The sequence below is a fragment of the Micromonospora olivasterospora genome, from assembly GCF_007830265.1.
In the GTDB taxonomy this organism is placed as follows: Bacteria; Actinomycetota; Actinomycetes; order Mycobacteriales; family Micromonosporaceae; genus Micromonospora; species Micromonospora olivasterospora.
Window position 1 is genome coordinate 5,566,911 of record NZ_VLKE01000001.1, and the last position, 17,654, is coordinate 5,584,564.

Genomic DNA, 17,654 nt, shown 5'->3' on the forward strand with positions numbered 1-17,654 from the left:
CTTGGTGGTGTGACTCCGGAGCAGGTCGAGAAGGTGCGTCCGCGGCTGGTCGAGTTCACCGCGGCGATGTTGGATGGTGCGGTTCGGCGTTCGGATCAGCGGGTCAAGGGCGAGTTGTACATGCGTGGCCTGCTCACCGATGGGGCGCGGAAGTCGATGCAGCCGATGGCGGAACGCCTCGGCGTCGATCATCAGCAGTTGCAGCAGTTCATCACGTCCTCGACGTGGGACTACACGGCGGTGCGGGCGAACGTGGCACGGTGGGCGGTCGACGCGATCGACCCGGCCGCGTACGTGATCGACGACTCGGGCTTCCCGAAGGACGGCACCGCCTCGCCGTGTGTGGCCCGCCAGTACTCGGGCACCCTGGGCAAGACCGGCAACTGTCAGATCGGGGTAAGCGTCCAGGCGGTCACCGACACCGCGTCGGTGGCCGCGAACTGGCGGTTGTTCTGTCCGCGATCGTGGGACGACACCATGGTCGCCGATCCCGACCGGGCCGCGGCGGTGCGGGCTCGGCGGGGCCGGGCCCGCCTGCCCGACGATGTGCGGCACCGGGAGAAATGGCGCCTCGCGCTGGACATGCTCGACCAGATGATCGACCAGTGGGGGCTACCGAGACTGCCGGTGGCCGCGGACTCCGGCTACGGCGACTGCACCCTGTTCCGGCTCGGCCTGGCCGAACGTGGCCTGCGCTACGTGGTCCAGGTCGACCCGACCGCCACCGCCCACCCCGCCGACGCGGTCCCGGTCACCGCGGCCTACTCCGGACGGGGCCGCCCACCCCGCCCGGCCTACCCCGACCCGCCGGTCACCCTCAAGGACCTGGTCCTGGCCGCGGGCCGCGGCACCGCACGGCAGGTCACCTGGCGGCGCGGCAGCCGGCGCAGCACAACGAACCCGACCGCGGCGATGCGTTCGCACTTCCTACGGCTACGCATCCGCCCCGCGAACCGGGACATCCCCCGCGGCGGCGACGGCAGCCTGCCCGAATGCTGGTTGATCGCCGAATGGCCACCCGGCGCCGACGAGCCAGTCAAGTACTGGCTGTCCAACATGCAGCCACGCACATCACTCAAGACACTGGTCCGACTCGGAAAGATCCGCTGGCGGGTCGAACACGACTACCGCGAACTCAAGACAGGCCTGGGCATCGACCACTTCGAAGGCCGCAGCTTCACCGGCTGGCATCGCCACGTCACCCTCACCGTGCTCGCCCAAGCCTTCTGCACCCTGCTACGCCTGGACCCAGAAGCGGATGCGCCGGCCTGACCCTCTACGCCGTAGTACGCGAGCTGCAACAACTGCTCGTCGTCATGGCCGGCGCTTGCCACACCTGCAACCGCCCATTCGACGACACAACCTAACAAAGCACTACTAGGCAGCTGGTGTTGAACGGCGGTTGAACGGGTCCCCGGTCGGCCGCCGTTATCTCATGTGGTGTCGGTTCGGTGTGAGCCGCTGGAGGACCTCGCCGGCGCCGTAGACGGCGGCGGTGTCGTCGTCTACGGCGGTGGTGGCGGTCGGGCCGGCGATCAGCCCGGCGACCGGTTCGGCTGGAGCTCCACCATCTCAGCACGCTGTCGACTGCCCTACGGAAGGGGCGCCCGTGTCTCCTCGGCGAAAAGTGCAGGTCGCATGGCTCACCTCGGTCGTCGCAGCGCTGTCGCTGGCCGCGGTCGGTGTCGCGGTAATCCCGGACGCGGTCCCCGTGCCGGCCCCGTGCCACCCCGACGTCGACGGGTGGCCGGCCTGCGCGGCCACGGAGAAGCAGCTCTCCGGGGCCGGCGGAAGTCCACCCCGAGGGTCCGCGCCAGCGGCAGACACCGAGCGCGACCTTGCGTTGAGCAACCTGGACATCCGCCTGATGCCGCTCGGCGACTCGATCACCTACGGCGTGAAGAGTTCCGACCGCAACGGCTACCGCGACGAGTTGTACGACTACCTCAAGGGCAACGCGCGGAACGTCGACTTCGTCGGATCGGCGAAGACCGGGTCGATGGGCGACAACGACCACGAGGGCCACCGCGGCGACCGGATCGACGAGATCACGGCAATCGCCGACTGCAGCGTGCCGCGCTATCAGCCGAACCTCATCACGCTGCACGCCGGCACCAACGACATCGGCCAGAACTTCGCGCTGTCGTCCGCGCCCACCCGGCTCAAGGATCTGATCAACCAGACGCTGGCCGATTCACCACGGGCCACGGTGCTGGTCGCCCAGCTCATCCCGGCCGGCAAGACCGGGTTGCAGTCGCGCATCGACGCGTACAACGCGGCGCTGCCCGCCGTGGTGCGGGACCTGCAGGACAAGGGCAAGCGCGTGCTCCTGGTGGACATGAGCAGGGTGCTGATCACCGATGGTCTGCAGAACGACGTCCACCCGAACGACGAGGGCTACGCCAAGATGGCCGCCGCCTGGTACGAAAGCGTGCTCGATGCGAACCATCGGGGCTGGATCCAGGCGCCGCTGCCGGAGAACGCCCCCACCGCCTGCTCCCCGGGAGACTCCGACGACACGGCACTCGGTACGGGGTGGCGCAAGCTGGGCGAGATCGCCTCCGGATACGGCGGCACCCCCGGCCGTCCGATCATCGCCGAGCTGAACGGCGACAAGCGGGCCGACTACCTGCAGGTCTATTCGGACGGCCGCTTCCGGGCCTCGGTGAACACGGTCGGCACGCCCGGGCAGCCCCACTGGGTCAACGTGGGCAGGTACGCCCCCGCAGGGCAGACGGCGGTCCACGGCGACGAGGTGCGGTTCGCCGACCTCAACGGGGACGGGCGCGACGACTACCTCGTGGTCAGTTCCAATAGCGAGGTGCGGGCGTACCTCAACGTCAAGGGTTCGGGTGACACGCTCGCGTTCGTCCCCTGGGGGATCGTCTTCCGCGTCGATTCATTCAACCGGAGCAACCTGCGCTTCGCGGACGTCACCGGAGACGGGCGTGACGACCTGCTGCGGGCCGACTACCTCCAGGTCAGCGTCGAGGCGGCGACGGCAGGGCCGACTACCTGGTGGTCTACCAGGGCGGCGCGGTCCGCGCCTGGCTGAACCGCGGCGGGAACTAGCTGTGTCCACTGCCGATCCGCCATCGGCACCACAATGATCCCCTGCGTACGGATTCCCGCAGGCTACGGGTCCGGGTCAGACGCCCGACGGGTACGTCTCCGGCTCGGCGAGGCTCGCGGGGCGCACGCGCAACGGCCGCACGGCCTGGGACTCGTCGATCCAGCAGAAGGCGTCGTACCGCTCGCCGAGCACGGTGGGCACGTAGTTGCCCCAGCTCTCCCGCTCCGGGTGGTAGACCACGCCGATCGCCCGGTGGTCGAGCTCGTCGGTGAGCAGGTCGGGCCGGCCGTCGCGGGGGAAGACGAACAGGGCCTGCGCCGGTGCGGCGCCGTGCAGCACCTCCTCCAGGGAGTGCCGCCGGCCCGGCGGCACCGGCATCACCTCCATCGGCGCGCCCCAGGCATCGCCGGCGACCACGGTGCCGTGGTGGGTGCCGAAGCCGACCAGCACGACCTGCTCCGCGCCGTACCGTTCCCGGGCGAGCTGGCCGATGTTGACCTCGCCCGCGTCGGCCATGTCGGTGGCCCGCGCGTCGCCGACGTGGGTGTTGTGCGCCCAGACGATCCCCTTCGCGCCGGGCCCGTAGTGCGCCAGGAGCCGGTCGAGGGTGTCGTCCATGTGCCGGTCGCGGACGTTCCAGGACTCCCGGCCGCCGCGCACCATCGTCCGGTAGTAGCGCTCGGCCCCGGCGACGACCTCCGCGTTCTGCCACGCGCCGAATGACCCCGCACCGTCGGTCGCCGCCCGCCCGCGCAGCGCCACGAGCAGGTCGACCACCTCGTTCTCGCAGTTCGTCGGCACCAGGCGGGTCGCCAGCGCGTACCCCTGCGCGTCCTCCTCGTAGGGCTGGAAGCAGCGGTAGGCGGCGAGCGCCGCCGGCACCTGCTCCGGGTCGTGCTCGCGCAGGTGGACGAGGATCTCCCGCAGCGACTCCCACAGCGAGTACACGTCCAGCCCGTGGAAGCCCGCGCGGGCGGGCTCGTCCACCCGGCTGTTGCGTACGCGCAGCCAGCGGGTGAGGTCGACGACCTCCTCGTTGGCCCACATCCACGTCGGCCACCGCTCGAACGTGGCCAGGGCCTCGCGCGGGTCCTCCGGCGCGCCGGGCAGGCAGCGTACGCTGCGGTCGACCCGGTCGCAGTCCGGCCAGTCGCCCTCGACGGCGACGAACGAGAACCCCTTCTCCTCGATCAGCCGCCGGCTGATCGCCGCCCGCCAGGTGTAGAACTCGTGCGTGCCGTGGCTCGCCTCGCCCAGCATGACCACGCGGGCGTCGCCCACCCGGTCCAGCAGCACGTCCAGGTCGCCCGGGTCGAGCAGCGGCGCCGCGAGCCCGGTCACCTCGTCGTCGTAGCGTCCCATCGCGCACCCCCGGTACGTCGGCTGCCGGTCCGTGTCGCCGCGGCCGGTCACTGAGGATGCCGACCGCGACCACCCCGAAGGTGGCCCGCGCGCACGTCCACGGTGGGCCCGGTCGGGCCGGCACGGGGCGTGGCTTACCCGGCAGCGCTGCCGGCATGCGAGGCGATGCGCCGCGAACGACCGGCCGTGCCGGCCGTTTGGATCGCTTTCGGCCGGGTAGCCGCGGCGTCCAGCGGGCGGATGGAAGGCGGCGCGGCATGAACACGAGCCGGATCGGCGACATGGTGGTGAGCGCGGCCGGCAACGTGGCCGGGACTGTGGTCGATCCGCGGCAGGGGCTCACGAAGCTGCGCTCGATGGTCACCGTGCGCGGCGTCGTCGCGGTCGCCGCGGGGGCGGTCATCGGCTTCCTGGCGCTGCGGGCGGCCCGTCGTGGCTGAGGGCCGGCGAGCCCTCCTGCGGCCCCCGGCGAGCCGCCGGAGCCGCGTCGCCACGATCGTGGGGGCAGCGGTCAGAAACCGGCGAGTCGGACTTTAGCCGCGAATAGGATCTGGCCTGTCGCCCTCCGGGCCGCGCCCGGCCGCGAGGCCGGCCGGGACCGGTCCGGGCCGAGGCGGGCGGAACCCGGGATCAGGAGGCTGACGTGCAGGAGATCGTGGGGGAGAGCCTGGCCCGGCGCCTGGTGGACTGGGGCGTCGACACCGTCTTCGGGCTGCCCGGGGACGGCATCAACGGCCTGATGGAGGGCTTCCGCCGGCAGCGGGAGAAGCTGACCTTCGTGCTGGTGCACCACGAGGAGGCGGCCGCCTTCATGGCCACCGGCTACGCCAAGGCCACCGGCCGGCTCGGCGTCTGCGCCGCGACGTCCGGCCCCGGCGCCATCCACCTGCTCAACGGCCTGTACGACGCCAAGCTCGACCACACGCCCGTGCTGGCGATCACCGGCATGCAGGAGACCTCGGTGCTCGGGTCGCACTACCAGCAGGAGGTGCACACCCCGCTGCTCTACCACGACGTCGCCGACTACAACCTGATGGTGACCAACCCGCAGCAGGTGCCCGGGGTGGTCGACATCGCCGTCCGCAACGCCCTGGCCAAGCGGACCGTGTCGCACCTCAGCTTCCCCAACGACGTCCAGGTCGCCGCTGCCGGCGCGGATCCGTACCGGCACGTCAGCCCGGGGGAGCCGCCGATGAGCAGCCCCGTGCTGTCGCAGCCCACCGTGCCGGCGGCCCAGGACGACCTGGCCCGCGCGGCCGAGGTGCTCAACGCCGGCAGGAAGGTGGCCATGCTGGTCGGCATCGGCGCGCGTGGCGCCCGCGACGAGGTGCTCGCCGTGGCCGAGAAGCTGGCCAGCCCCGTCGTCAAGACGCTGCCCGGCAAGATGGTCGTGCCCGACGACCACCCCCTCACCACCGGCGGCCTCGGCCTGCTCGGCACGCGGCCGAGCGAGGAGCTGATGGAGGAGTGCGACACCCTCCTGATGGTCGGCACCTCCTTCCCGTACGGGAAGTACCTGCCCTCTCCCGGCCAGGCGCGGGTGGTGCAGATCGACGTCGATGCCAGCCTGGTCGGCCTGCGGCTGCCCGTGGACGCGGCGGTGACCGCCGACGCCCGGCTGGCGTTGCGGCAGCTCCTGCCGATGCTCCAGGCCCATTCGGACCGGTCGTTCCTGGAGAAGTACCAGCGGGCGCGGGACACCTGGCGCGCGGAGATGGTCTCGTTGCAGGACCCGAGCCGGCACCCGGTCGCCCCGCAGTACCTGATGAGCTGCGTGGACGCGGCGGCCAGCTCCGATGCCATCCTGACCTGCGACTCCGGCACCATCGCCACCTGGGCGGCCCGGCACTGGACCATTCGCGGCGACCGCGAGTTCTACCTCTCCGGCAACCTGGCGACCATGGCCCCCGGCCTGCCGTACGCGATCGCCATGCAGCGGGCGTACCCCGGCCGGCAGGTCATCGCCTTCGTCGGCGACGGCGGGTTCGCCATGCTGATGGCCGAGTTCCTCACCGCCGTGCGGCACGAACTGCCGATCAAGGTGGTCATCAACAACAACAACTCGTACGGGCAGATCCTCTGGGAGCAGATCGTCCTCGGCTACCCGGAGTACGCCGTGCGGCACCGCCAGCCCGAGGCCGACTTCGCCGCGTGGGCGCGGGCGTGCGGCGGCTACGGCGTCAAGGTCACCGATCCGAAGGCGCTGCCGGGGGCGGTCCGCGAGGCGCTGGCGCACCCGGGCCCGGCGCTGGTGGACTGCGACGTCAACCCGGACGAGCCCCCCATGCCCGGCAAGGTCCGGTACGAGCAGGCGCAGCACTTCACCGAGGCGTTCCTGCGCGGCCAGCCGCACAAGGTCGCCACCCTGGCGTCCGTCGCCCGGGACAAGATCAACGAGCTGCGGTCATGAGCCGCCGCGACGGCGGCGCGGCGCGCGGGGCGGTCTCGACCGCGAGCCGGGTGTCGCTGCCCGATCCGGTCCTGCGGCCACCCGAGCCGGCGCGCGATGTCGACCTGGCGGCGCTGGCCGCCGACCTGCGCGCCGCCGTCGACGGGGAGGTCCGCTTCGACGCCGGCTCCCGGGCGGCGTACGCCAGCGGCGGCTCCAACTACCGCCAGGTGCCGCTCGGCCTGGTGGTGCCCCGGACGCCCGACGCGGGCGCGGCCGCCGTGGCCGTCTGCCGGCGGCACGGGGCGCCCGTGCTGTCCCGCGGCGGCGGCACCAGCCTCGGCGGGCAGGTCACCAACGTCGCGGTGGTGATCGACTGGTCGAAGTACTGCCACCGGCTGCTGGAGGTCGACCAGCGGGCGCGCACCTGCCTCGTCGAGCCGGGGATCGTGCTCGACACGCTCAACGAGCTGCTGGCCCCCCACGGGCTGGAGTTCGGCCCCCGCCCGTCCACCCACGAGAACTGCACGATCGGCGGGATGATCGGCAACAACTCGTGCGGGTCGACCGCGCAGCGCACCGGCAAGGTGGTCGACAACGTCGTGGAGCTGGAGGTGCTGCTCTACGACGGCACCCGCATGTGGGTCGGCGAGACCACCGACGAACGGTACGCGGAGATCCAGCGGCGCGGCGGCCGCGAGGCCGAGATCCACCGCCGGCTGCGGGCGCTGCGCGACGAGTACGCCGACCAGATCCGCGGCCGCTACCCCGACATCCCGCGCCGGGTCTCCGGCTACAACCTCGACAGCCTCCTGCCGGAGAAGAACTTCCACCTCGCGCAGGCGCTCGTCGGCTCCGAGGGCACGCTGGTCACCGTGCTGCGGGCGCGGCTGCGGCTGGTGCCCGTGGTGCCGGCCAGGTCGCTGGTGTTCCTGTCGTACCCGGACATCGCCGCGGCCGGCGACGACGTCTCCCGGATCCTGCCGCACGGTCCGATCGCCCTGGAGGGGCTCGACGACAAACTGATCAACTTCGAGAAGCGCAAGCAGCTGCACCCGGAGGCCCTGCACAAGCTGCCCCCCGGCGGCGGCTGGCTGATGGTGCAGTTCGGCGGCGACACCGCCGCCGAGGCGGACGCCGCCGCCGACCGGATGCTCGCCGCCCTGCGCGGCGACGGCGGGCCGATCGTGCACCGGTTCGACGGCGGGGTGGACGAGGAGCAGATGTGGGCGGTCCGCGAGTCCGGGCTCGGGGCCACCGCCCGGGTGCCCGGCGAGCCCGACACCTGGGAGGGCTGGGAGGACTCCGCGGTCGCCCCGGAGCGGCTCGGCGACTACCTGCGCGACCTCGACCGCCTCCTGCACGAGTACGGCTTCGAACAGGCGTCGCTGTACGGGCACTTCGGGCAGGGCTGCGTGCACACCCGCATCCCGTTCCGGCTGACGTCGGCCGACGGCGTACGCCAGTTCCGCTCGTTCGTCGAGCGCGCCGCGGACCTGGTGGTCTCCTACGGCGGCTCCTTCTCCGGCGAGCACGGCGACGGGCAGGCCCGCGGCGAACTGTTGGTGAAGATGTACGGCGACCCGCTGATCCGCGCGTTCGGGCAGTTCAAGGCGATCTTCGACCCCGACGACCGGATGAACCCGGGCAAGCTGGTCGCCCCGTATCCGCTGGACAGCCACCTGCGGCTCGGCGTCGACTACAACCACGGTGACGTGGACACGCACTTCCGCTACCCCGACGACTCCGGCAGCTTCGGCCGGGCCGTGCTGCGCTGCGTCGGCGTCGGCAGGTGCCGGCGGGAGCACGGCGGGGTGATGTGCCCGTCCTACATGGTCACCCGGGAAGAGGAGCACTCCACCCGCGGGCGTGCGCGGCTGCTGTTCGAGATGCTCGACGGCACCGCCCGGGGCGGCGTCATCGGCGACGGCTGGCGCTCCGCGGCCGTGCACGACGCCCTGGACCTCTGCCTGGCGTGCAAGGGCTGCAAGGCCGACTGCCCCGTCAACGTCGACATGGCCACCTACAAGGCGGAGTTCCTGTCCCACCACTACCGCGGCCGGCTGCGCCCCCGCGCGCACTACTCCATGGGCTGGCTGCCGGCGGCGGCCGCGGCCGCCGCGTACGCGCCGCGGGCGGTCAACGCCCTGGCGCACGCCCCCGGGCTCAGCCGGATCGCCAAGGCGGCCGGCGGGATCGACCGGCGCCGGGACATCCCCGTCTTCGCCAGCGAGTCATTCCAGCGCTGGTTCGCCCGTCGGGCGCCGGGCGGGACCGGGGCGCGCGGCGAGGTGCTGCTGTGGCCGGACACGTTCACCAACCACTTCCACCCCGGCGTCGCCCGGGCGACGGTCGAGGTACTGGAGGCCGCCGGCTGGCGGGTACGCGTCCCGGCGCAGCCGGTCTGCTGCGGGCTGACCTGGATCTCCACCGGACAGCTCGGCACAGCCAAGCGGGTGCTGCGGCGCACCCTGACGGTGCTGCGTCCCTTCCTGCGCGCCGGCACGCCGGTGGTGGGGCTGGAGCCGAGCTGCACGGCCGTCTTCCGCAGCGACGCCCACGAGCTGTTCCCCGACGACCGGGACGTCGACAAGCTGCGGGAGCAGACCGTCACCCTGGCCGAGATGCTGCGCGACCACACCCCTGACTGGCGGCCGCCCACCCTGCCGGCGCGCGCGCTGATCCAGACCCACTGCCACCAGCACGCGATCCTCGGCACCGCCGCCGACCAGGAGGTGCTGCGGGCCGCCGGGGCGCGCGCCGAGTTCCTCGACTCCGGCTGCTGCGGCCTGGCGGGAAACTTCGGCTTCGAGCAGGGGCACTACGAGGTCTCCGAGGCCTGTGCCGAACGCGTGCTGCTGCCGGCCGTACGCGACGCCGCCGACACCGACGTCATCCTCGCCGACGGGTTCAGCTGCCGGACCCAGGTCGAGCAGGGCGCCGCCGGTGGTCGTACCGCGATCCACCTCGCCGAACTGCTCCGCGCCGGCCTGCGCGGCGAGCCGGTGACCGCCCGACCCGAACGGCGGTGGGCCGAGCGCCCCGAGCCGCCGTCCCGGGCCGCCCGGCTGCTCGCCGCCGGCCTCGTCGGCGCGACCGCGCTCGCGCCCGTCGCCGCGCTGGCCGCCCGCCGCCTCGCCAGTCGGGGGCGTGCGGGGCCGAGCCGGTGACGCCGTGCGGCTGAGCGCCACCGCGTACCGGGTGCCGACCGACGCGCCCGAGGGCGACGGCACCCTCGCCTGGACCGACACCACCATGGTGCTGGTCCGCGCCGACGCCGACGGGCACACCGGCATCGGCTGGACCTACGGGCCGGCGGCGGTGGTCCCCGTGGTGGCGGACCTGCTCGCCCCCGTGGTGACCGACCTCGACCCGGACGACGTGCCCGCCGCCTGGTCCAGCATGCGGCGGCGGCTGCGCAACGCCGGCCGGCCGGGGATCGCCGGCCTCGCGCTGTCGGCCGCCGACTGCGCCGTCTGGGACCTCAAGGCACGCCGGCACGCGCTGCCGCTGGCCCGGCTGCTCGGCACGGCCCGCCGGCGGGTCCCGGTGTACGGCAGCGGCGGCTTCACCACGTACGACGCCGAGCGGCAGCACCGGCAGCTGTCCGCCTGGGTGCACGAGCAGGGCATCCCCCGCATCAAGATCAAAATTGGCGGGTCGTGCGGGACGGAGGTGCCGCGCGACCTGGCCCGGATGTCGGCGGCGCGGCGCACCATTGGCGGGGCCGCCGAGCTGTACGTCGACGCCAACGGCGCCTACCAGCGCAAACAGGCGATCCGGGTGGCCCGGGCCGCGGCGGACCTCGACGTGCGCTGGTACGAGGAGCCCGTCAGCTCCGACGACCTCGCCGGCCTCGGACTCGTCCGCGACCAGGTGCTGCCCGACGTGGCGGCCGGCGAGTACGGCTTCGACCTGGCGTACTTCCACCGGATGGCCCCGTACGTCGACTGCCTCCAGATCGACGTCACCCGCTGCGGCGGGATCACCGAGTTCCTCCGGGCGGCGGCGGTGGCCGCGGCGGCCGGGCTGGAGGTATCCGCGCACTGCGCCCCGCACCAGCACCTGGCCGTCGCCGCCGCGACGCCGAACCTGCGGCACCTGGAGTGGTTCCACGACCACGTCCGCATCGAGTCGATGCTGTTCGAGGGGGCGGGGCCGGCGACGGGGGCGCCGCGCCCGTGCCGCTGGACCGGCCGGGCAACGGGCTGGAGCTGCGCACGACCGAGGCCGAGGCGTACCGGGTGCGGTGAGCCGGGAGCCGGGTCGGCGACGCTCAGCCCGTCGGCCGGCACGGCGCGGCCTGCCCGACGGTCAACGCGGTCTCCAGCATCAGCGCGTGCACGAACGCCTGGGGCAGGTTGCCCCGCAGTTGCCGCTGCTGCACGTCGTACTCCTCGGTGAACAGCCCCGGCGGGCCGCAGGCGGCGCGGTTGCGCTCGAACCAGCGGGTCGCCGCGACGGCGTCGCCGGCCTGCCAGGCGGCCAGCGCCGCGGCGAACCCGCAGAGCAGGAAGGCGCCCTCCGCGTCGCCCAGCGGGCGCGGGTCCGGGCGGAACCGGTAGAGGTAGCCGTCGCACTCCAGGTCGGCCAGGACCGCCCGCCGGGTCGCCTCGGTACGCGGGTCGCCGTCCGGCAGCGCGCCCCGGACGCCCGGCAGCAGCAGCGCCGCGTCGACCCGGCCGTCGTCGTACGCCCGCTGCCAGCGCCCGGACGGGTGCTGGCCGTGCGCGGCCGCGTCGGCGAGGACGACGTCCGCGAGTGCGCTCCACCGCCCGGCGAGCGCGGCCGGCGCGACGCGGGCCGCCGCCCGCAGCCCGGCCACGCAGAGCAGCTTGGAGTGGGTCCACTGCCGAGGCGGCAGCTCCCAGACGCCCGAGTCGGGCTGGCGCCAGCGGTCACCGACGACCCGCACGGCCAGCTCCAGGGCCCGCCACGAGGCGTCGTCGAGCCGGTCGTGCCGGCCGGCGACGGCCAACAGCAGCAGGGCCTCGCCGAACGCGTCGAGCTGGAACTGGTCGCGCACCCAGTTGCCGACCCGCGCCGGCGCCCCCGGGTATCCCGGCAGCCACGGCAGCTCCTGCTGTCGTGGCACCGGCGCGCCGTCCACCGTGTAGGCGGGGGAGAGGTGGTCCCCGTCGGCCAGCAACCGGTCGGTGAGGAACGCCACCGCGTCGTCCAGCAGGTCGTACCGGCCGACCAGCGCGGCGGCCCGACCGGCGAAGGACTGGTCCCGGATCCAGGCGTACCGGTAGTCGTAGTTGCGCCCGGCGAGGGCCCGCTCCGGCAGCGCCGTGGTCGCCGCCGCCACCATCCCGCCGCCCGGCCGGGTCAGCCCGCGCAGCACGGCGTACGCGAAGACGACGTCGCGCTGCGCGCCCCCGCCGGCCAGCGCGGGCACCGACTCCCGCCAGGAGCGCTCGGTGGTCCGCCACAGCTCCCCGGGCTCGGGTGGCGCGCCGTCGGGCGGGTGGGTCGCGATCTCCAGCACCATGTCGTGCCGGCCCCCGGCCGGCACCCGCAGTTGGCCCCGCAGCGCGCCGTCGGCGGTCAGGTCCAGGCGCTCCCCGCCGCTGTGGCGCAGGTGCAGGCCGCCGCAGCGGGCCGTCCAGACCCGGCCGTCCCGGTGCGCCTCGCGCAGCGGCTCGCGGCCGAAGTCGGCGCGCGGGTCCAGCCGGACCCGGACCACCGCGTCCCGGTCCAGCGCGTGGATCTGGCGCAGCAGGACGATCCGGCGCGGCTCGCCGGGAAACACCAGCGCCTCCCGGCACTCGACGATGCCGTCGGTGGTCACCCACCGGCTCACCCAGACCAGCGACCCGGGCTCGTAGTGCCCGCCCCAGACGAACCGCGGGTTCGCCGGCGTCACCAGGTACTCGCCGCGACCGCCGAGCAGACTGCTGAAGACGGCGGGGTCGGCCCACCCGGGGGCGCACAGCCAGCCCACGTTCCCGTCCGGCCCGACCAGTGCGCCCCGGTGGCCGTCGGCGAGCAGCGCGTACTCGCGCAGCACGTGCGGCCCGTGGTCCTCGCCGGCCGTCGGCTGGCTCGGCTCCTCGTCTCGGCGCACCGGCCGCACCCCCGCCACCGTCCCACCGCCCTACCCGCCCCGGGCCCGCCTACACCTGCCGGTCGCCGGACCCGCCGCGGCACGGGCGCCCGTGGCGGGCCCCGGCCGTCTCCGGCGGCCGGGAATCAGTCCGCGAGGATCAGGTCGGCGGCCCGCCAGGCGAGCGCCATCACCGGGCCGTTCAGGTAGCCCGACACCAGGACCGGCAGCACGGAGGCGTCGACGATGCGCAGCCCGTCCACGCCCCGCACCCGCAGCCGCGGGTCGACGACCGACTCGTCGTCCGGGCCCATCGCGCAGGTGCCGACGGCGTGGTAGCCGCAGTAGCCGAGGGTCAGGGCCGCCTCGACGATCTGGTCGTCGTCCTGTACCGCCGGGCCGGGCAGGGTCTCCGCCGAGATCCGCTTCGCGATCGGCGCGGTGGCGAACAGCTCCCGCAACCGGCGGAGGGCGGCCGTCATGACCCGCCGGTCGTGTGCGGTGTCGAAGTAGTTGGCGACGATGCGCGGCGTCGCCTCCGGGTCGGCCGAGGTGATCGCGAGGCTCCCCGCGCTGTCCGGCCGGGTCACCGTGGCCAGGCCCATCAGCCCCGGCTCGGTCTCCAGCTCCAGCGCGCGCCCGGGACGTCGTGGCGCCGCCGAGAACGGCGCGATCAGCAGCGTCGTGTCGGGGCGGTCGGCCTGCGGATCGGACCGGACGTACGCCCCGAGGTCGTACACCGGCAGGGCGAGCGGCCCCCGGCGGGTCAGCAGGTAGCGCAGCGCGGCCCGGGCCTGGCCGAGCGGGCTGCCCAGCGCCCGGTTGTAGCCGCCCTCGGCGGCCAGCCGGAACTGCACCGGTACCGCCCGGTGCTCCCGCATCCCGGCGCCCACCCGGGGCCGGTCGAGCAGCACGTCCACCCCGGCGCTGCGCAGCGTGTCGGCCGGACCGATCCCGGAGACCTGCAACAGCTGGGGCGTGGCCAGCGCGCCGGCCGCGAGGACCACCTCGGCGGCGGCCCGGTAGTCGACCGTCCGCCCGTGCCGGCGGGCGCGCACCCCGACCGCCCGGCCGCCCTCGACGAGGACCCGCAGCACGAGCGTGCCGACCGAGACGATCAGGTTGGGCCGGTCCCGGACCGGGTGCAGGAAGGCGTCGGCGGCGCTGCTGCGGCGACCGTCGTGGACGGTGGCCATGACGTAGCCGATCCGCTCGTCGTCGCCGTCGTTCAGGTCGTCCGCGCGGCGCCAGCCCAACTGCTCCCCGGCGGCGATCGTCTCCTCGCACAGCTCGTCGGTGCCGGTCGCGGTGGACAGCCGCAACGGCCCGCCGGCGCCGCGGACGGCGGAGGCGCCGAGGGGGTTGTCCTCCAGCCGTTTGAAGATCGGCAGCATGGTGTCCCACCCCCAGCCGGGGTTGCCGAGGCGTTCCAGCTCGTCCCAGTCGGGCCGGTCGCCGCGGCCGTACACCATTCCGTTGATCGAGCTCGACCCGCCGACGAGGCGGCCCCGCTGCCAGAGCTCCTCGTGGCCCGGCCCCGCCTGGGCCGGGTAGTGCCAGGCGGTGCGCCGGTCGTCCATCAGCCGGCTGAAGCCCTTGGGGACGCGGACGAAGGGACTGCGGTCCCAGCCACCGGCCTCGATCAGCAGCACGCGGGTGCGGCCGTCCGCGGTCAACCGGTTGGCCAGCACGCATCCGGCCGAGCCCGCACCGACCACGATGTAGTCGAACTCCTCCACAGGGCACTCCCGTCCGCCACACCAAATGTCGCACCCACCGTAGTTCGTTGATCACCGATCGGAAAGGCCGGTCGGCCCCGTACGGCGCCCCGTACGGCGCCGTCCCGCCGCGCGGGCGGCGCGACGGGGTGGGCGACAATCGGGGCCATGCGGTTCGGCATCCTCGGCGCGACGGAAGTGCACCGGGCCGACGGTGACCGGCTCACCGTCGGCGGGGCCCGGCTGCGGCGCCCTGCTGGTGCTGCTGCTCGACGCCGGCCGGGTGGTCCCGGCGGGCCGCCTGATTGACGGCCTGTACGGCGACCACCCGCCCGCCGGGGCGGCGAACGCGCTCCAGTCCCAGGTGTCGCGGCTGCGCCAGGTGCTGGCGGGGCCGGCCGGGTCCGCGGCGGCGGTGGAGTTCCACCCGGCCGGGTACCGGCTCGCCGTCGACCCGCAGGACGTCGACGCGCACCGGTTCACCACGCTGGCCGGAGCCGGCCACGCCGCGCTGGCCGCCGGCGACCGGCACCGCGCCGCCGGGCTGCTGCGCGAGGCGCTCGGGCTGTGGCGGGGCTCCCGCGCTGCCCGGGCCGCTGACCAGCTTCGTCGGGCGGGAGGAGGAGCTGCACCGGGTCGGCCAGCTGCTCGGCGCGGCCCGCCTGGTAACGCTGCACGGGCCCCGGGCGTCGGCGGCGAGTCGTGGGCGGCCCAGCACCCGCTGCCGCTGGCCGGCTACTTGACCTTGCGGGTCGACCTGGCGACGATGTCGTCGTACTCGGGGTGCCGGGTCAGCCAGTCGGCGAGGAACGGGCAGAGCGGGACGACGGTCCGGCGCCGGGCGCGGGCGTCGTCCAGCACCGCGCGGGCCAGGGCCGAGCCGACCCCCCTGCCCTCGTACGCCGGGTCGACCTCGGTGTGGGTGTAGGCGATGATGGCGCCGGTCAGCTGGTAGGGGACCACGCCGGCCACGGCGCCGCTCTCGTCGCGCGCCTCGAACCGGTCTCGCTCCGGCGCGTCTGTCACGGTCAACTGCACGTCGCCATCCAACCACGCCGGAAACCGTCCCACGCTCCGGGTGCGGTCCTGCCCGTGACCGCCCCGCGGATGCCGGCCGGGCGGACGGCTCGCTCCTCGCGACTCACCGCCGGGTCGTCCGTCTTCTCACTGTCCGGGTGGCTGGTCGCTATTCCCCGACGGTGAGGATCCGTCGGGCGATGCGTACGAATCCCTCTGCGGTTGATCGTTTCGGAGTAGTCATCGATCCGAAACCTTTGCCCCTGGCGGCCGATGGAGACTGCGGTGGGGATCGATGGAACTGGCCAGCATACGGGAATCTGATCGAGAATCATATATCTCTACAATCGACCGACGTCGGCCTAGGATCGCCTCACCGTTGCAGCACTCATCGATTGATGCGCCATGCGCGCAGAACCAGGTAACAGAGGGAGACAGGCTACATCAACAGCTGGACCCTCAACCTCTGATCCGCCGACCGCGGACAGTTCAGCCGGGGCCCCGACCACCCGTCGGGGCCCGGCCCCTGCCCGGCGCGCCCGGGGCCCCGGACCCCGGTCGGGCGCCGGCGGGAGCGCCGGTGCGGCCCACCGGTCGCACGGGCCGCGCCCGGGAAGGCCGGAACGGGCCCGCGGCCGGCGGCGGTGCGCGATGGTGGAGCAGGTCGGCCCGGGCGCGGGTCGGCTCGAAAGCGACGGCGCGGGCCGGAGGCGACAGGGTGCCGACCAGGGAATTCGTCGAGCGCGTCGGCGCCCTGCTGGACCTCGCCGGCGTACTGGTCATCGCCGTCGGGGTCACCGTCGCCTCCGCCGTCTTCCTGTACCGCTGCTGGCGCACCCGCCGGGTCGTCGACCTCTACCGTCCGTACCGGCAGGGGGTGGGCCGGGCCATCCTGCTCGGCCTGGAGTTGCTGGTCGGCGGCGACATCATCCGGACCGTGGCGGTCGCACCGTCCTTCCGCAGCGTGGGGGTGCTGGCGTTGATCGTCCTGGTGCGGACCTTCTTGAGCTTCTCGCTGGAGGTCGAGCTCCAGGGGCGCTGGCCGTGGCAGCCGCGGAGGGCGCCGGCGGACACCGGGGCGGCGCGCCGCCCTGACGGGTCCGCCCCGCGCCGATTGTGACGCGCCGGGTCCCGCGGTCGGGCAGAGTCGGGACAGGGCGTCGACCGGCGTCCGGAGACGGCGGATCTTGCGACGATGGCCAGGTCGGGCGGGGCGGGCCAGGACGGCGACCCCGGTGGTGGGTCGGGCTGGACGCTGACCGCCCGGCTGCCGGGCGGGCCGGAGTTGCGCCGCGTCGTGCTGCTGCTCGGCGCGGTGCTCGCCCTCAACGGCGCCGACGTCGGTACGGTCGGCGCGGCGGCCGTGCAGCTGGAGGCCGACCTGGGCATCAGCCACGCCCAGCTCGGCCTGCTGGCCACGGCCTCGTCGGGGGTGGGCGTGCTGGCGTGCGTGCCGCTGGGCGTGCTCGCCGACCGGACCAACCGGGTACGCCTGCTCGTGATCACGATCGCGCTGTGGGCGGCCGCGATGGTCGCCGGCGGCCTGGCGCCCGACTACCGGTGGCTGCTGGCGTCCAGGCTGCTCCTCGGTGCCGCAGTGGCCGCGGCCGGGCCGGTGGTGGTCTCCCTGACGGGGGACTTCATCCCGCCCGCCGAGCGCGCGACGGTCCTCGGCTGGATTCTCACCGGCGAGATCGTCGGCGCCGGCCTCGGCCTGGTGGCCGGTGGTGAGCTCGCCGCGCTGCTCTCCTGGCGGGCCGCGTTCTTCCTGCTCGCGGTCGTCAGCGCGGGGCTGGCGGTGGCGCTGTGGCGGCTGCTGCCCGAGCCCGCCCGGCGCGGCGCGGGCTGGCCGTCCCCGCCGGGGGACGGGTCCGGGCGGGCCCGGCCGGACGCCGGACGCCGGTCGGCCGACCGGGCGCAGGCGGCGGTGTCCGCCCGGGGCATCGGCCCGGCCCGGACCGGGTGCTGCGGGACGATCCGAACCAGTGGTCCTTCGCCCGGGCCGCGGTCTATCTGCTGTCGATCCCCTCCAACCGGAGACTGATC

Annotated in this window: 11 protein-coding genes and 2 pseudogenes; 9 read left to right on the forward strand and 4 right to left on the reverse strand. The window is 74.2% G+C overall.

The features are described 5' to 3' along the window. Nucleotides 1–9: 9 nt before the first annotated feature. Nucleotides 10–1,272 carry an IS701 family transposase gene (locus tag JD77_RS25540; protein ID WP_246140941.1) on the forward strand — a complete coding sequence of 421 codons (1,263 nt, stop codon included), beginning with the start codon at nucleotides 10–12 and terminating at the stop codon, nucleotides 1,270–1,272. 355 nt (nucleotides 1,273–1,627) lie between these two features. Next, nucleotides 1,628–3,055, forward strand: a complete 1,428-nt coding sequence (locus JD77_RS25550; RefSeq protein WP_145776504.1) for a GDSL-type esterase/lipase family protein — start codon at nucleotides 1,628–1,630, stop codon at nucleotides 3,053–3,055. Between the two features lie 93 nt (nucleotides 3,056–3,148). On the opposite strand, the gene JD77_RS25555 is transcribed toward JD77_RS25550, so the two are convergent. Continuing rightward, the gene (locus tag JD77_RS25555) at nucleotides 3,149–4,435 is read right to left on the reverse strand and encodes an erythromycin esterase family protein (protein ID WP_145776505.1); all 1,287 of its coding nucleotides are present in this window, start codon (nucleotides 4,433–4,435) and stop codon (nucleotides 3,149–3,151) included. Nucleotides 4,436–4,692: 257 nt separating this feature from the next. On the opposite strand from JD77_RS25555, the gene JD77_RS25560 reads away from it, so the two are divergent. The 4 genes and pseudogenes from JD77_RS25560 to JD77_RS34115 form a co-directional block, all read left to right on the forward strand. Then, a complete protein-coding gene (locus tag JD77_RS25560; protein WP_145776506.1) occupies nucleotides 4,693–4,875 on the forward strand; it encodes a hypothetical protein in 183 nt (60 codons plus the stop codon). A gap of 203 nt (nucleotides 4,876–5,078) precedes the next feature. Further along, the gene (locus JD77_RS25565; protein WP_145776507.1) at nucleotides 5,079–6,845 is read left to right on the forward strand and encodes a thiamine pyrophosphate-dependent enzyme; all 1,767 of its coding nucleotides are present in this window, start codon (nucleotides 5,079–5,081) and stop codon (nucleotides 6,843–6,845) included. Further along, a complete protein-coding gene (locus tag JD77_RS25570; RefSeq protein ID WP_145776508.1) occupies nucleotides 6,842–9,994 on the forward strand; it encodes an FAD-binding and (Fe-S)-binding domain-containing protein in 3,153 nt (1,050 codons plus the stop codon). Before JD77_RS25565 ends, JD77_RS25570 begins: the two co-directional genes overlap by 4 nt. Before the next feature lie 85 nt (nucleotides 9,995–10,079). After that, nucleotides 10,080–10,916, forward strand: a pseudogene (locus JD77_RS34115) (enolase C-terminal domain-like protein); the annotation flags it as partial. Between the two features lie 184 nt (nucleotides 10,917–11,100). Here JD77_RS34115 and JD77_RS25580 read toward each other — a convergent pair. Continuing rightward, nucleotides 11,101–12,894: a glycoside hydrolase family 15 protein gene (locus tag JD77_RS25580; RefSeq protein ID WP_246140943.1), complete on the reverse strand. Its 1,794-nt coding sequence runs from the start codon at nucleotides 12,892–12,894 to the stop codon at nucleotides 11,101–11,103. Nucleotides 12,895–13,019: 125 nt separating this feature from the next. Then, entirely contained in the window at nucleotides 13,020–14,612 is a 1,593-nt protein-coding gene (locus JD77_RS25585) for a GMC family oxidoreductase (protein ID WP_145776509.1), read from the reverse strand. Between the two features lie 262 nt (nucleotides 14,613–14,874). Here JD77_RS25585 and JD77_RS34120 point away from each other — a divergent pair. Further along, nucleotides 14,875–15,132: pseudogene (locus tag JD77_RS34120) on the forward strand (AfsR/SARP family transcriptional regulator); the annotation flags it as partial. 194 nt (nucleotides 15,133–15,326) lie between these two features. On the opposite strand, the gene JD77_RS25595 reads toward JD77_RS34120, so the two are convergent. Beyond that, nucleotides 15,327–15,629 carry a GNAT family N-acetyltransferase gene (locus JD77_RS25595; RefSeq protein ID WP_145777779.1) on the reverse strand — a complete coding sequence of 101 codons (303 nt, stop codon included), beginning with the start codon at nucleotides 15,627–15,629 and terminating at the stop codon, nucleotides 15,327–15,329. 697 nt (nucleotides 15,630–16,326) lie between these two features. Between JD77_RS25595 and JD77_RS25600 the strand changes: the two genes are divergently transcribed. Together JD77_RS25600 and JD77_RS25605 are read left to right on the forward strand one after the other, a co-directional pair. Further along, entirely contained in the window at nucleotides 16,327–16,728 is a 402-nt protein-coding gene (locus tag JD77_RS25600; protein ID WP_145776510.1) for a DUF1622 domain-containing protein, read from the forward strand. A 75-nt stretch (nucleotides 16,729–16,803) separates the two neighbouring features. After that, nucleotides 16,804–17,652 carry an MFS transporter gene (locus tag JD77_RS25605; protein ID WP_145776511.1) on the forward strand — a complete coding sequence of 283 codons (849 nt, stop codon included), beginning with the start codon at nucleotides 16,804–16,806 and terminating at the stop codon, nucleotides 17,650–17,652. The last annotated feature ends 2 nt before the right edge of the window (nucleotides 17,653–17,654 follow it).